At 38.9% G+C, this 15,192-nt stretch carries 12 protein-coding genes; 6 read left to right on the plus strand and 6 right to left on the minus strand.

Annotation, left to right across the window (positions count from 1 at the left end):
- The first annotated feature begins 13 nt into the window (after positions 1-13).
- On the plus strand, positions 14-955 hold the full coding sequence (locus tag CXF76_RS12380; RefSeq protein ID WP_024589662.1) for a tetratricopeptide repeat protein: 942 nt from the start codon (positions 14-16) through the stop codon (positions 953-955).
- A gap of 44 nt (positions 956-999) precedes the next feature.
- On the opposite strand, the gene CXF76_RS12385 is transcribed toward CXF76_RS12380, so the two are convergent.
- Positions 1,000-1,905: a DUF808 domain-containing protein gene (locus CXF76_RS12385; RefSeq protein WP_101163843.1), complete on the minus strand. Its 906-nt coding sequence runs from the start codon at positions 1,903-1,905 to the stop codon at positions 1,000-1,002.
- A 145-nt stretch (positions 1,906-2,050) separates the two neighbouring features.
- Here CXF76_RS12385 and CXF76_RS12390 point away from each other — a divergent pair, with 145 nt between their 5' ends.
- The 5 genes from CXF76_RS12390 to CXF76_RS12410 all read left to right on the plus strand — a co-directional run bounded on the left by CXF76_RS12390 (position 2,051) and on the right by CXF76_RS12410 (position 7,369).
- Positions 2,051-2,332, plus strand: coding sequence for an MliC family protein (locus CXF76_RS12390; protein ID WP_101163808.1), 282 nt, complete (start codon positions 2,051-2,053; stop codon positions 2,330-2,332).
- Between the two features lie 66 nt (positions 2,333-2,398).
- A complete protein-coding gene (locus CXF76_RS12395) occupies positions 2,399-4,429 on the plus strand; it encodes a methyl-accepting chemotaxis protein (RefSeq protein WP_101163809.1) in 2,031 nt (676 codons plus the stop codon).
- A 71-nt stretch (positions 4,430-4,500) separates the two neighbouring features.
- A complete protein-coding gene (gene ubiD, locus CXF76_RS12400) occupies positions 4,501-5,967 on the plus strand; it encodes a 4-hydroxy-3-polyprenylbenzoate decarboxylase (protein WP_024589659.1) in 1,467 nt (488 codons plus the stop codon).
- 109 nt (positions 5,968-6,076) lie between these two features.
- On the plus strand, positions 6,077-6,790 hold the full coding sequence (gene fre, locus CXF76_RS12405; RefSeq protein ID WP_024589658.1) for an NAD(P)H-flavin reductase: 714 nt from the start codon (positions 6,077-6,079) through the stop codon (positions 6,788-6,790).
- A 168-nt stretch (positions 6,791-6,958) separates the two neighbouring features.
- The gene (locus CXF76_RS12410) at positions 6,959-7,369 is read left to right on the plus strand and encodes a CBS domain-containing protein (RefSeq protein WP_024589657.1); all 411 of its coding nucleotides are present in this window, start codon (positions 6,959-6,961) and stop codon (positions 7,367-7,369) included.
- A 58-nt stretch (positions 7,370-7,427) separates the two neighbouring features.
- Here the strand turns inward: CXF76_RS12410 and add are convergent, their stop codons facing one another.
- From add to hemC, 5 genes are all read right to left on the minus strand, one after another.
- Positions 7,428-8,429 (minus strand): adenosine deaminase, encoded by a 1,002-nt coding sequence (gene add / locus CXF76_RS12415; protein ID WP_007580566.1) that lies wholly within the window; start codon positions 8,427-8,429, stop codon positions 7,428-7,430.
- 130 nt (positions 8,430-8,559) lie between these two features.
- Positions 8,560-11,247 (minus strand): CHASE domain-containing protein, encoded by a 2,688-nt coding sequence (locus tag CXF76_RS12420; protein ID WP_101163810.1) that lies wholly within the window; start codon positions 11,245-11,247, stop codon positions 8,560-8,562.
- 51 nt (positions 11,248-11,298) lie between these two features.
- Positions 11,299-12,408 (minus strand): heme biosynthesis HemY N-terminal domain-containing protein, encoded by a 1,110-nt coding sequence (locus CXF76_RS12425; RefSeq protein ID WP_101163811.1) that lies wholly within the window; start codon positions 12,406-12,408, stop codon positions 11,299-11,301.
- Positions 12,405-14,246: a uroporphyrinogen-III C-methyltransferase gene (locus tag CXF76_RS12430; RefSeq protein WP_101163812.1), complete on the minus strand. Its 1,842-nt coding sequence runs from the start codon at positions 14,244-14,246 to the stop codon at positions 12,405-12,407. The genes CXF76_RS12425 and CXF76_RS12430 overlap by 4 nt, the downstream gene beginning before the upstream one ends.
- On the minus strand, positions 14,247-15,185 hold the full coding sequence (gene hemC / locus CXF76_RS12435; RefSeq protein ID WP_101163813.1) for a hydroxymethylbilane synthase: 939 nt from the start codon (positions 15,183-15,185) through the stop codon (positions 14,247-14,249).
- Between the last annotated feature and the right edge of the window lie 7 nt (positions 15,186-15,192).

A 15,192-nucleotide genomic window follows, 5' to 3' on the forward strand; every position in this document is an offset into this window, starting at 1 on the left:
AGGAGCGTGCTTTATGTTACTTTTCAACACGAGTGAATCATTTCCACATTTTGCACAAATAACACGCTGCCCTCACTGCCAAAGCGACGCCTACCATTTAGTAAATAAAAGCCGCTATTTACGATTTAGCATTTTACCTATGCTTGCCTTAAAATTAAGCTATAAACGCGAGTGCTATCAATGCGGAAAAAGCGAACCTGTTAAAATACCGCAACTACCGTTAATAGAAAAACTAAGCCTACCTAAATACTTTATTGGCGTATTTTTATTGCTTTGGATTGTTTCGTTTTTTTATCAACAACACCTTGATACAGAGACTCAAAAGCAAAGCTATTTGAATACACCTAAAATATATGACACCTACTTAGTACACGCCGACAAATTTACACACGAACCCTGGACCCTAACCAATTTAAGAATTGCTCAAGTTTTAAGTTTTGATAAGCAGTTTATTACCTTTCAGATAAGCAACTACAGCTATAAACGTAATAATAGTATTACCTTGGCAATGCGTACCAGCCAACTAATTCAAGACAATTACTTCTCCACTAAAACAATCACTCTCCCTCGTGATGAAGTAAAGCGTTTGTATAAAGACGAAGCTATTTATGACGTGCTGCGACCTTATGCCAACAGCCTTTATGGCGGGTTTGTGATGTTTCCTCCCAAACCTAAGCCACTATATAAAGGTTTAAAACTCGATAAAAACAATCAACAAGGCATTATTTATTTTAAAGATAAGTTGTTTTTTGAAGCATTTAATAGCTTTAAGCTAGCTGCTGAAGCGGGTTCTCAATGGGGGCAATTAAATTTAGCGCAAATGTATCGTGATGGTCAGGGAATAGCTCAAAATTATCAACAGGCTATTTATTGGTATAAAAAGGCCATTGAGCAAAAAAATACTAAAGCACAATTTGAATTAGAATCGCTTTGTAAAATAGCTAACTGTGAATGAGTGAATTTAAATATAGCTGGCGCAACAAGTACGCCAGCTATAAACTATTTTTTAAATAACTTTGTATAACCTACATGTATAAGCACAACAACTAAGCCGGCAATAACACCTAGCAAACCATCAAACAAGAGAGGCGCTAATACTTCTCCTGTGCCGCCAGCAACAGACTGAGCATAGCTCGTTACATCCACTTGAGTATGATGCAATAACTCAACACCATGCACTAAAATCCCGCCGCCTACTAAAAACATTGCAATGGTGCCCGCAAATGCTAAAAACTGCATCAACCTAGGCGCTGCTGCGAGTAAGCCTTTTCCGAGTAACTCTTTAAATTTATTAGCTGACACTTTAGATTGGTTGAGTAAATAAAGTCCTGCATCATCCAGCTTTACAATACCGGCCACCAAGCCATAAACGCCAATCGTCATTATAATTGCGATAACACAAAGCACTAAAGCTTGGTTAAGTAATGTAGCGCCTGCCACAGTGCCTAAAGTAATAACAATAATTTCGGCAGAAAGAATAAAGTCGGTTCTTATTGCCCCTTTTATTTTTTGTTTTTCATACTCAACTAAATCTAATTTTTCATCTTCATCTACCACTTCATTGTGATGAGGCAAAAACTTAGCAAATACTTTTTCAGCTCCCTCAAAACATAAAAATAAACCACCCATCATTAAAAGCGGTGTTATTAACCAAGGCAGCCATACGCTTATTAATAAAGCGGCGGGTACGAGTATCGCTTTATTTAAAAATGAGCCCTTTGCCACAGACCAAACAACCGGTAATTCACGCTCTGCTGCAACACCTGTAACCTGCTGTGCATTGAGCGCTAAGTCATCGCCTAATACACCCGCTGTTTTTTTTGTTGCTACCTTACTCATTGTCGCAATGTCATCAAGTAAAGTGGTTATATCGTCTAATAACGTTAAAAGGTTAGTGCCTGCCATAAAGCTTCCGAGCTCAAAAAATATTGCTATAAACATAACGTAAAGCGCTACTTTCACCAACGGTTAATTTTGCTTTGTTATTCTTACATTAGATTAAAATTTTGCCCTGTGTTTTAACTAACGTTTAAAGAAGGTGGGAGGAAAAATGAAAGTATATTTAGCATTAATCGCTATTTTACTAAGCTTAACCGCATGTAGTGATTTAAAAACCAGTACTGCTTACCAATGCGATGATGAGAGCGTAAAACTCAATATTATTAATAATTCTGAAGCCGAACTTATCTTTAACAATAAAGTGCATGTACTTAATCACGAAAAAAGTGCATCTGGGAATAAATATATAAGTGAAGAGGTACTGTTTTGGGGTAAGGGTAATGAAGCCATGTTAATCATTGCAGGTAAAAAAAGACAGTGCATCAAGGTTTAACACAAAACTAACCAATAAATTACAGCAATGCTACAATAATTAAATACCCATTATTGTGATGAAGTTATGCGTTCAATTGCGATCAAACATAAAATAATTTTAGCTTTTACAGCCATTGGTTTATTGGTGCTAACAAGTAGTGTGTTTTTTTATTGGTCATTAAACAAAATTAGCGTTAACAATACCCGAACAGAAAAATTAGCGGTTCCTGTACAACAGTTCAGTAAAGATTTAAGGCTATCACTACTGTCTATTACCAAATTTAACGCCTTAGCTTACAGCCAAGCAAACCTTGATTTACTTCAACAAAATAAAAAACAGTCGCAAGCTGAGCAACAACAATTTAGCGATATGCTCAATTCGTTAAGCACTCAACTAAATCAACAAATAACAATGCAAAATTTACTCGCCAGTACCAACGAAGGCTTTGAGCAACTGACTAAAGTAAGTGTCGCAATGTTTAGCGCTAAAGAGAGTAAGTTTTTAGCGCAAAATTCCACCATAGAATTATCAGCAACGTTTAACGAGCAACTTTACAATTTAAGTTCTAACTTACTTGATATAGAACTTTTAGAAGTGCCTGCAAAACAGCAGGCGCTACTTAATGCTATGTTTGGAACAGCGACCCGTATAGATGATTTATTGTTTAACTTAAGCAATAATATAAAAAGCATTACTCAAACTACAAGTATCAATGATTTAAATAGTCATCAGCAAGATACTCTATTTCTACTAGATAACATCCAACCTAATTTCACCTATTTAGAGCAACAAGCGCTACCTTTTAATAATGCGTTTAACGCTAAAAATTTAACGGCTAAATTTAATCAATTAAGAGAGTTACTTAACAACAATACAGGAATTTATGCCCAACAAAATAAAGTACTCAAAAGTACTATTGCTGCGGCTCAAAATTTTGAACACTTTCAACAGCAATTTATAACAACAGAAAGTCAGCTTATTGAACTTAATAAATTGGCTGATAAGCGCTTTAATGCATTACAAACTAATGCAAAGGCCGCCATAAATACTGGGATTAGTTCTGTAGTAATTATTACGCTTGTTTTAATTATATTGATTATCGCTATCTCTATTTTTACAACTCGCGCAATGCTAAAACCGCTTAAAAAAGTAAACCGCGATTTAGCCCGAATCGCCTCAGGTGATTTATCAAAGCGAAGCCATCCGCGCAGTAAAGATGAATTTGGTACTTTGCTAAATAACATAAATAAACTCAGTGAAGACCTTACCCAGTTAATTGGCGCAATTAGTAGTGACGCCCATGAACTAGACCGCAGCGCTATTAAAACCAGTGAAAAAGGTCAGCAAATGACGGTTGTTGCACAACAGCAGTTGGAGCGAAGCGCGCAGGCAACATCGCTTGCACAAAATATGCTAACCAACTCACAAGCGGTTTATGAACAAGCAGATAAAACATCAAGTGAAATAACCAATGCATCGCAATTTGCCAATGACGTAAACAAGATTGCTAATCAAAATAGTCTAAGTATAGAAACTTTATTACAGCGCCTTGATAAAGCAGTAGGCAGCACTGAGGAACTAGCCCAACACACTCAGCTTATTGAAGCCATTGTTGAAACAATTAGCAGCATTGCCGAGCAGACCAACTTATTGGCACTCAATGCTGCAATTGAAGCAGCGCGAGCGGGTGAAAACGGACGCGGGTTTGCTGTAGTTGCTGATGAGGTTCGATCATTAGCTGCACGTACACAGACCTCGACTAGCGAAATAAACACCATGATCCAAACATTGCAACAACACACTAAAACAACTCAAGAACACATTACTGATGGCCAACACCAAGCCAAGCAATGTGTCAAAAACAGCACTGAACTAAATAAAGCCGTAGAGCGTATTAAAAGCACATTGTTGTCTGTTAATCAGATGAGTGAGCAAATTGCTCATGCATCACATGAGCAATTGACTAACAGTAGCGACATTCAACAAATAATGGCCAAGGTGACAGAGCAAGCAACCTTGAATGCCAAAAACGCGACAACCCTAGCAAGCGAAAGTGAAGACGTAAATCAACTTGCACACTCCTTAACAAGTGCCGTTGAGCGCTTTAAGTTTTAAGTGCAAGTAATGACTTGGCTTGCATGAAATGGGTATAATACTTCAACTCTTTTGCTTAATAGCGGCCCACAATGAAATATAAAGATCTACGTGATTTTATCGATTTGCTTGAAAAAAAAGGCGAACTTAAACGTATCACCCAAGAAATCGACCCGTATCTTGAAATGACCGAAATATCTGATCGCACATTGCGTGCTAAAGGTCCTGCGTTATTATTCGAAAATCCAAAAGGCTACGATATGCCGGTGCTTACCAACTTATTTGGTACACCAAAACGCGTAGCAATGGGCATGGGCCAAACAGACGTTAGCGAGCTGCGCGAAGTGGGTAAGCTACTCGCTTTTTTAAAAGAACCTGATCCACCAAAGGGTATTAAAGAAGCTTTAGGCGCTATACCTATTTTTAAGCAAGTGCTTAATATGCCTGCAAAAGAAGTTAAAAAAGCACCTTGCCAACAAGTGGTTTTAGAAGGTGATGACGTAGACTTAACTAAATTACCTATTCAGCATTGCTGGCCAGGTGATGCAGCGCCATTAATTACTTGGGGCCTTACAGTTACTAAAGGGCCTTATAAAAAGCGCCAAAATTTAGGTATTTATCGCCAGCAATTATTAGGCAAAAATAAAATAATTATGCGTTGGTTGTCGCATCGTGGTGGCGCGCTTGATTTTCAAGAATGGTGTAAAGAAAACCCAGGGCAGCCTTACCCTGTCTCGGTAGCACTAGGTGCCGATCCAGCTACTATATTAGGTGCAGTAACGCCTGTACCCGACACATTAAGCGAATATGCATTTGCTGGTTTATTACGTGGTAGCAGAACCGAAGTTGTAAAATCTATTTCCAATGACTTGCAAGTCCCTGCCAGTGCAGAAATAGTACTTGAAGGTTACATTATGCCAGGTGAAATCGCACCTGAAGGCCCTTATGGTGACCACACCGGTTACTATAATGAAGTAGATGACTTTCCAGTTATGACTGTGACTCACTTAACGCATCGTAAAGATCCTATTTATCACAGCACATTTACTGGCCGACCGCCTGATGAGCCTGCGATTTTAGGTGTAGCACTTAATGAAGTGTTTGTGCCTATATTACAAAAGCAGTTTCCTGAAATAGTCGACTTTTACCTTCCGCCTGAAGGGTGCTCATACCGTATGGCGATTGTAACAATGAAAAAACAATATCCTGGCCATGCTAAGCGCGTGATGATGGGAGTTTGGTCGTTCTTACGTCAGTTTATGTATACCAAGTTTGTAATTGTGTGCGATGACGATATTAATGCCCGTGATTGGGAAGATGTTATTTGGGCTATAACAACCCGAATGGATCCTGCTCGCGATACAACATTAATAGAAAACACACCTATTGATTATCTCGATTTTGCATCGCCAGTCTCTGGCCTTGGTTCAAAAATGGGAATGGATGCCACCAATAAATGGCCTGGCGAAACCACCCGCGAATGGGGCGAGCCTATTGTTATGGATAAAGACACCAAAGACCGCGTAGATGATATTTGGGAAAGCCTAAATATTCTTTAAGTGTTTATATGTAAGTACATAACAGGCTATAAAATAACCCTGCAGATATGCTAGAATCGAGTCATTCGATTGCGTATCTGCTGTTTAAAGCGCTGCTAAAAGGTAAAAAATGCAAACATTAAAAGCTGAAGTTGTAGCTATCAGCCCACTTACAGAATTTGTTCACAAAGTAATTTTAAAGCCACAACAACCTGTGACCTTTGAAGCTGGCCAATACATGCAACTCGTATTGGGCGAAAAAGACAAACGTGCTTTTTCTATAGCTAGTCGCCCTTCACAGTGCGATGCAATAGAACTGCATATTGGCGCGTCAGGTGCCGATTCGTATGCAATGCAATCGCTGGAACATTTACGAAACGCCCATACCACTGGGCAGTTAGTAGACATTGAAGCTGGCTTGGGTATTTCACAGTTGCGCCTGCAATGTGAGCGTCCTATTATTTTACTTGCCGGTGGCACTGGTTTTTCATACGCAAAATCAATGGCTGATCACTTAGCTGAAATTAAGTGCGACCGTCCTGTATTATTTTACTGGGGTGTAAAAGAAGAATCTGCTTTATACGCACATACAGAAATGCAAACATGGGCCGATAGCCACAAAAACTTTGAGTTTATCCCTGTGGTAGAAAACCCATCTGCTAATTGGCAAGGTCACACTGGCTATGTACATAAAGCGGTAATGCAAGATATTGTATCACTTGAACCATACGATATTTACATGGCCGGTCGTTTTGACATGATAGGTATTGTCCGTGATGACTTTATTACTCATGGTGCAATTCGTGAAAACATGTACGCCGATGCATTCGCATTTATCAAATAATTGAAATTAACTTTCAGTTATGAATAAAGGCACCTAATCGGTGCTTTTATTTTATATAACAACAAATACTTAATAGTTAAAACCTATCAATCTCATCAACATAAACAATTTCCTAAATCCCTATCTATAAACCATACTTTGTATAGAACATCAGCGGGAGAGACCCAAATGCTAAATACAAAAGTAAAAGATTTTATGCAACGCAAGTTGCCAAATATCACACCAGATACAGAAATGACGACAGCCATAGCAGAACTACAAAAATTTAAACTACTTGGCGCACCAGTATTTGATAAAGATAAATGCCTAGTCGGATTTATATCTGAGCAAGAACTATTAAAACCACTTACGCAAAGCAGTTATTTTTGTGATGGGATGGTTAAAGTATCGCAACTTATGCAAACAAAGGTAGTGACCGTTAGCGGCGATACCAACATTATTGAGCTTGCACAGCAGATGCAGCCTGGTAAACCAAAAAACTACCCTGTTGTAGAGGGTGCTAAAGTAATAGGCATGATCAGCCGAGCAGATGTACTTAAAGCACTTTACGATAATTACATAAGCTGCCAAACACACTAAATTGCAGATAACAAAATGCCGCTTATAAAGCGGCATTTTTAATGTGTATTAAATAGAGTTAACGTGCGCTAACGATTGCTGAAAGCTCTTTTTTATCGCCATCGCTTAAAAATGCTATTTCTAATGCATTTTTTTGGGCTTTTTCCATATCAGCTTGAGATAAGCCCGCTTTAGGTGCTGCAACGGTATATTCGTACTCAATTTCAATGCCTTCAACCGCAGGGTCATCAGTATTAATACACGCTAAAATACCGTGATCTAAAAACTGTTTAAGTGGGTGCTTAGCTAAATCGTTTACTGTACTGGTTTGAATATTACTTGTTAAGCACGACTCAATACCAATACGGTTATCGCGTAAGTAATCCATTAGTTTTGGATCTTCAATAGCTTTAACGCCATGCCCTATTCGGCTTGCACCTAGCTCATTAATTGCTTGCCAAATACTTGGAGCACCGAGTGCCTCTCCAGCATGAATAGTCGAAGCTAAATAAGCATTTCGTACTTGTTTAAAGTGCTCTACAAACAACTCACCAGGAAAGCCAATTTCGTCACCGGCTAAATCAACAGCGACTAAATCATTTTTAAATGCGAGTAATGCATCAAGCTCTTTTTGACATGTTTTTACGCCATAAGTGCGCGATAAAATACCAATCAAGTTAGCTTTTATATTTGCACCCTTTGTTGCTGATTTAATACCATCAACAACCGCCTCTACAACCCCTTCTGGGTGTAAACCTTGGCTTTGTGCCATGTAGTAAGGGCTAAATCGAAGCTCTACATAATCAAGGCCTTGTGCTTGTGCATCTTCAATGTTTTCAATCGCTATGCGTCTACACGCATCGTAGTCGCCAAGTACAGTGACACCCCAATCTAACTTTTGTAAAAAAGCCATAAGGTTTGGCTCAGGGTCAATAACTTGAACATGAGGAATTAATGCCTCAACGTTATCTGCAGGTAACTCTATATTAAACTGACGACCAAGTTCTAATATGGTTTGCGCACGTACATTACCATCTAAATGACGGTGAATATCTAGCAAAGGTAATTTTCTATTGATCATAATAGCAACCCAGTTTAGTTAAATTTGCGCGCATGATACGCAGATATAGTTATTTTTCAAGTCTATATGGTTTGCGTTAAGTTTAAGCGGTCATATGTCTGCTTTTTGTGCAAAAAATAACGTTACTTATTTATTTATTTGATAAATAATGCCAAAGAGTTTTAAAAAGCGTATTTGCATCAATAGGTTTGGTAATATAACTATTCATTCCAGAGGCTAATGCCTTTTTAACGTCATCGTCATGAGCGTTCGCCGATAGCCCTATTATGGGTAAATCAATTAACCCTAAATCACAACGAATTACTTTTGTTGCTTGGAGTCCATCCATTTTTGGCATCTGAATATCCATAAGAACAATGTCGTAGCTATTTTCGGTTAGCTTTTCTATGGCTTCAAAACCATCATTAGCAATATCGGCAATACACTCTTTTGTTTTTAAAATGGCACTGGCAACATGCTGGTTAAGTGGGTTATCTTCTACTAGAAGCAACTTATAGTTTGCGAATGATAAGGTACTTACATCTATTTCGTCGTATTGCTGCTGAATTTGCTCTGCCTTTGGTAAAGGCGATATAAGCGGCAAACTAAATGTAAATGTAGAACCTTTGCCTTCATAACTGACTAAATCAATTGCACCACCCATTAACTCAACCAGCTTTCTGCAAATACTTAACCCTAAGCCTGTACCACCATATTGACGTGAGGTTGAGCTATCGGCTTGCGCAAACGGTTTAAACAATTGTTTTTGTGCTTCACTACTAATACCAATACCCGTATCGTTAATACTAAAGTAAGTCATTTTTTTCGACTGCCAAATTTTCAGAGTGATCTCACCTTCCCCTGTAAATTTAACCGCATTATTGAGCAGATTCAGCAGCACTTGTTTTAAGCGGATTGGATCGGTATTAATGACCAAAGTTGATGTTTTATCAAAATCGAGACTTAACTTTATTGATTTAATGTCAGCTTCAAACTGAAGTAAATTAAGCATTTCATCCGCTAAACTCGCTACATTAATAGGCTCTTGCATTAAGTCTAGCTTGCCTGCTTCCATTTTTGAAAAGTCGAGCACATCGTTTAATACCCGCAGTAAAACACCCAGTGCTCCATCTGCTTGTTCAATGTAACTTCTTGCCTGTTGCCAATCATTCTGCTGCAGCGCTAAATAATGCAGCCCTTTTATACCGTTAATAGGGGTGCGGACTTCGTGACTCATGTTTGCTAAAAACTGTCCTTTAATATGACTCGCTTCATCTGCTTTTTGTTTTTCTTTGCGTAGTGTATGTGTTTGCTTGGCCACTTGTTCGCGAATTTGTATGTTTGTACCTGTAACTGAAATCAAAAATGTAATCAGTAACCACACAAACAACATACCTACTATTTGTGCAAGCCAATACATTAACCAAGACGTTCTAACTATTGGTTCATATAACTCGACCTGCCACATGCGCTTGCCAATCAACAATTGATATTCTTTAAATAGCGCCTGCGAGTTATCGGTATCGGCAATATAAATTGCCTGCTTTTTCCCTGGTATCGTTGTATCAAAAAAACTGGCTGAAATTGAGTTGTTGTGATCAAATAATAGTGTTTGCGATAAGCGTTTCAGGCTGATAATCGCTGCCACAAAGCCTTGAAAATCATCTTCGGTAGAGGACTCTCCAAAAACAGGATATAAAAAAAGTACACCGTGTTCGGCTGTATTTTGGACCAAGTTAATTGGCTCACTTAGTGCAAGTTCATTAAGCTCTTTCGCTTTGCTAAGCGCTGCACCTCTTACTTTACTAGAAGCTAAATCAAACCCTAAAACATCTTCATTACCTTTTAAGGGATATACGTACTTTACTGGAAAGTAATTACTACGAGTACCTGCAGGTTGCCAAGCTCCATCTAGTGACTTTTCTTTTATATATAGAGGTTGGCCGGAGGCTGGATTTTCATGTGTTTCAAAATCTGCGAGTTTATTTGCTGGTATATAAGGTATCCATTCAAATGCTAGAATTTCTTGGCTGTAGCCCAACTGCTTTGAAGTAAATTGTTTAAACTCTTTGAAATCCACGTCACTACTACTAGCAAAAAATGTAGCTAATAAGCCTAAATGAGCAGTAATACCATCAAGCTTTTGGCTTATAGCATTTTGCACAACAAGTATTTTGGCTTCTTGCTTTTGAATATCTTTTTCTTTTTTAACACTAGCAGCGCCATAAAAACTAACGCTAATCAGTATGTAAATTAATAGTGAAGGTAAAATTACCAACATACGGTGGCGTACTTGCGTGTAATTAAAGGCTGCGAGCATGAGTGGAGTAAATATAAGTACACCAATACTGTCGCCAATCCACCATGCTATAAAGTTATCAAAAATAGCATTGGTCGGAATCACATTATTCAATGCTAATAAGCTAGTTCCCACACCTGCAGCAATAACACAACATATTGGCCCCGCTACTATTAAGCTTTGAACACTGTGTTTTAAAGAAGATAAATCTAGCGGAGCCTTTATAACATTTACTATAATTTGACGACCAATCCAAGCCTGTAAAACAGAGGCTAAAGTGACGCAAATAGCTTGTAAAAGCACATTAAAATGAAGAATATCTACGGTGTTATCAAGGTGAATTAAGTTAGTACAGAAAGCACCAAGAATAAGGCCAATAAATGACTTACGTCCCCAAATTAAAAAGCTCGCTAAAGCAATTCCTGAGGGCGGCCAAGAGGCGACCGCATAGCCATCTACAGAAAGAAGTGAATTGCTAAAATACCCAGTAAAGAAGTAAGCACAAGCCAAGCTAAGGGTTAATATTAAAAACTTTCTCAATGCTTGTGCTCCTGAACTACAAAAAATGCTAAGTAGTTATAGTGTAGTCATTTATTGATATAAAACGAGCGCCTTTTCTGCTTGTGCACTATTTTTATAACTCAAAACAGCTTGTTCAGAGAACTGTTTTTTATTGTCACTATTCAGTGCTTTATCAAAAATTCTAGCTGCTAAGTCATAATCACCTTTAGCATTAGCAAGGCAAGCCAGCGCAAGTAATAGTGAATTATTTGAATCATCCTTTTTAAGGCGTTCTTGTATGTTTATTTGCAACTTAGGCGCATCGGCTGCTGTTGATTTACTTAATATATTGGCAAGCTCTAAGTGTTGCTCATTGTGCTTAACCATTTTAATTAAGTCACTTTCAATAACAGCCAATTGACCTGCTTGCGCCATTTGCATTAAATATGCGGTGTGGGCATGAGCTTGCAGCTTTTTAGGTAGCTGTTTATATTTTTCGCTCAGTTTGTCTGCATCTAACGCATTAAAGTAGGCACTAAATAACTGCGTCCACTGTGCATCAGTAAGTGCTTTTTTGCGCAGTAAACGCGGCAAAAAGTCTTCCAGCGCACTAAAGTGTTGTTGCTGTACTAATACTTCTGCATAAAGTTTTAACTCAAGTGCGGTGACTTTTTTAGCTTCTGCACTAATACGCATTTGTGACTCAATCGCGCTACTGTCGCCACTTGCCAACCATAGCTTTGCTACTTTTAATTGATGCTCTGTGCTTATTTCAAATAAACGCTCAAGTGCTTTATCTGTTTGATTATTAGCAAGCGCTGCTTTTGCAAGTAATGCTAAGCGAATATCTTCAAACTTATCTGGTACGCTATTACCCGATAAAGCCTGTTCTACGTGCTCGTAATCATCATTAATAGCACTCCACAGAGCCTGCTCAATAGCTGCTTGTTTGCGCTCTTGGCTACGTGCAAAAAAGCCATGTTTAGTATTATGATAAATCGATAATAAGTAGCGGATTAGCTTGTATGTTAAATATAAAACAACAGCGGTAATGACTGCCATTATACAAAACGATACTATCGTGCCTTCTATCGTCGTATTGTTAAATGAAATAAGTACATAACCTTTTTCATCTAGCACAAATGGAGTAACCGCTAGTACAACAACAATAGCTACAATTAAAATAATTAGCCCTATCATTGCGCCCACTCCTTAACCTTTTGTGTACTATTTAAGGTTATTTTTGGATTAAAATTAAGCTGCTCTTTTTCGAGTTTAGACAACGCTTTAAGTACCGTTTTGGTTGCATCATCGTCTTGCTTAAAGTACTCACCAACTAAACGCTTTGCTTCACTTAAGGCGCTAAAGAAAATACTCGCCTGCTTACTCATAAGTGCATCTTGTGCCTGAGTTATATTAAGCTTTATACGTTGATTAATTAAATGGCGCTCTTGATCTGTAAGTAATGGCTCAATGGAAACACCCTCGTGCTGGCGAATAGTAATAAAGCTATCCACAATTTTATTCCAGCTATTACTCAGGTTTTGCTGCCAATCACTCACGTCATCACTTAAAGCATTTTCATCTATTGCAGCCGCTTCTTCTGGCAAGTTAACCGCATTAAAAACTAAATTATCAACGCTATTAAGTGCACTGTTTAGCTGTAAATAAATAGCCTCTGTTGCTATAGGTTTAAGGCTATCAAGTGTTTGTATGTCTTGCATAATAGCTTGGCGAACTTCAACTGTTCCTGGGTGTTCGCTAAGTAATGCATCTAAGCGCTTTAAAACAGCACTAGTGCCTTGGTAATCTTTTTCAGCCCATAGTTTAAATTCAGCCATACGCTGTAAGCTGGTTACTTCTTGTGGGTTTAAAGACGAGCCTTGTTGCTGCGCTTTTTGCAGGGCTGCTTTTAGCTCTTGCTGATTTTGAGCTGCACTTTCACTTAGGGTTGCGGCTACTTTTTTCTCACTATTAAACAGCGCTTGCTGCAAATTAGATTGCGCCGATTTAAGTGCTTGCAGCTCTTGAACGAGTAACTTATTTTGCTCGCTTAACTCATTAACGGCTAGGTTTTGCGCCTTACCAGCATTTAATTTTTGATAAAACTCGTATCCAACACCAGAGGCCACAATTAACGAAATAAGAAGCGCAAGTGCTGCAACCTTACTTACCTTTTGTTTGTTTTTTTCTGTCGTATTTTTTGTAGCTGCTGGCTCTTGCTTAGCTGATTTAGCTGAGGCCGTGTTAGCTATTGTTGATGTGGCTTTTTCTGCCGTAACTGGCTTTGACTGTTCGCTCATGTTGCTACCTTGCTGATTTATGCAGGTAAACATAGCATTATCGCTAGCCCCTGCTGCAATGTGTATATTAGCCGAACTTACCTGTTGCAACTTTAAATAAGCGGCTATCCGCTCGCTTGCAACATAAAATCGGCACTGTTGTAACCATTGTAGTTGGTGTGCAGTAAGGCTTTTAAATATAGCATCAACTGCTGCATTACTTGTTATGACTATACCGTGTACATTCTGGCCTTTCCAGTGGTCTGTCCAGTTAGGGGTGATACTCTCTGTGGGTTCACGTTTGTACACAACACAATTATTTAAAAAAGCACCACGCTCTTTTAGCGTTTTAGCTAACTCAGGGCGGCCACCTTGCCCCTTAACTAACACTATATTACTGCCATCAACCTCGGCGAGTGATTTGAGCGCAAGTAACCCTTCTGAATCATACTGCTTTGGTACTGCTGCGCGCACACCAAATTGCTCATATATAATGTTGGCTGTTTGTTGTCCAACCGCATAAAACTGCGCTTTGGTATTTATATCGGGTTTTAATTGCGAAAGTGCACTGACTGCATCTTGCGATATAAATATTATTTTATCTGCATTTAACAGCGGACTAAGTTCAGTGCTGGAGGGTGTTAAATGCGTTATTTTTAATACCGGAAATAAAGACGCCTGATAACCCGCTTGCTCAAGTTGCTGTGCAAGGGCTGCGCCTTTTCCTTCGGGCCGAGTTATCAGAATATGTGTCATTTATGCGTCTCTATAAACTTCAGCTAATATTTTGTCTGCGCCTTGAGCTAGTAATTTTTTAGCAAGCTCAATACCTAGTTCTTCTGCGTCATTTACATGACCTGTTACTTCGTCACGTAAAATTTCGCTGCCATCAACAGCACCCACTAAACCACGCAAATGTACCTGCTCGCCATCAACTAATGCATAAGCACCAATAGGAACTTGGCAACCACCTTCTAAATAGCGGTTCATCGAACGCTCTGCGTTTACGCGAATACGTGTTTGTGTATGCTCAAGTGGTGCAAGTAATGCCTTTGTTACTTCATCATCAATACGACATTCGATACCTACAGCGCCTTGACCATTTGCCGGTAATGACACTTCTGGCTCAATGTAGTCAGCAATACGCGACTCCATTTCTAAACGAATAAGCCCTGCAGCCGCTAAAATAATAGCATCATATTGGCCGTCATCTAATTTACCTAAACGCGTATTTACATTACCGCGCAAATCACGAATATCTAAATCAGGGCGAAGTGCTTTAATTTGGCACTGGCGGCGTAAGCTAGAAGTACCCACAATGGCGCCCTGTGGTAGCTCGTTTAAATTTGCAAAATTGTTTGATACAAACGCATCACGCGGATCTTCACGCTCACAAATAGTATACAGCTCTAATCCTTCTGGGAACTCTACTGGCACGTCCTTCATAGAATGCACGGCAATATCAGCTCGGCCATCTAACATGGCTTGCTCTAGCTCTTTAACAAATAAGCCTTTACCGCCAATTTTAGCCAATGGCGTATCTAAAATTATATCCCCTTGCGTCGACATTGGGACTAATTCTACGCGCACATCTGCATGAAAACGCTCAAGCTCTGCTTTTACAAATTCGGCCTGCCAAAGTGCTAAGGCGCTTTTGCGCGTTGCGATGCGTACTAATTTTGTTTTTTCTGTCATAGGGGTA

Source organism: Pseudoalteromonas sp. 78C3 (genome assembly GCF_002836695.1).
Lineage (GTDB): Bacteria > Pseudomonadota > Gammaproteobacteria > Enterobacterales > Alteromonadaceae > Pseudoalteromonas > Pseudoalteromonas arctica.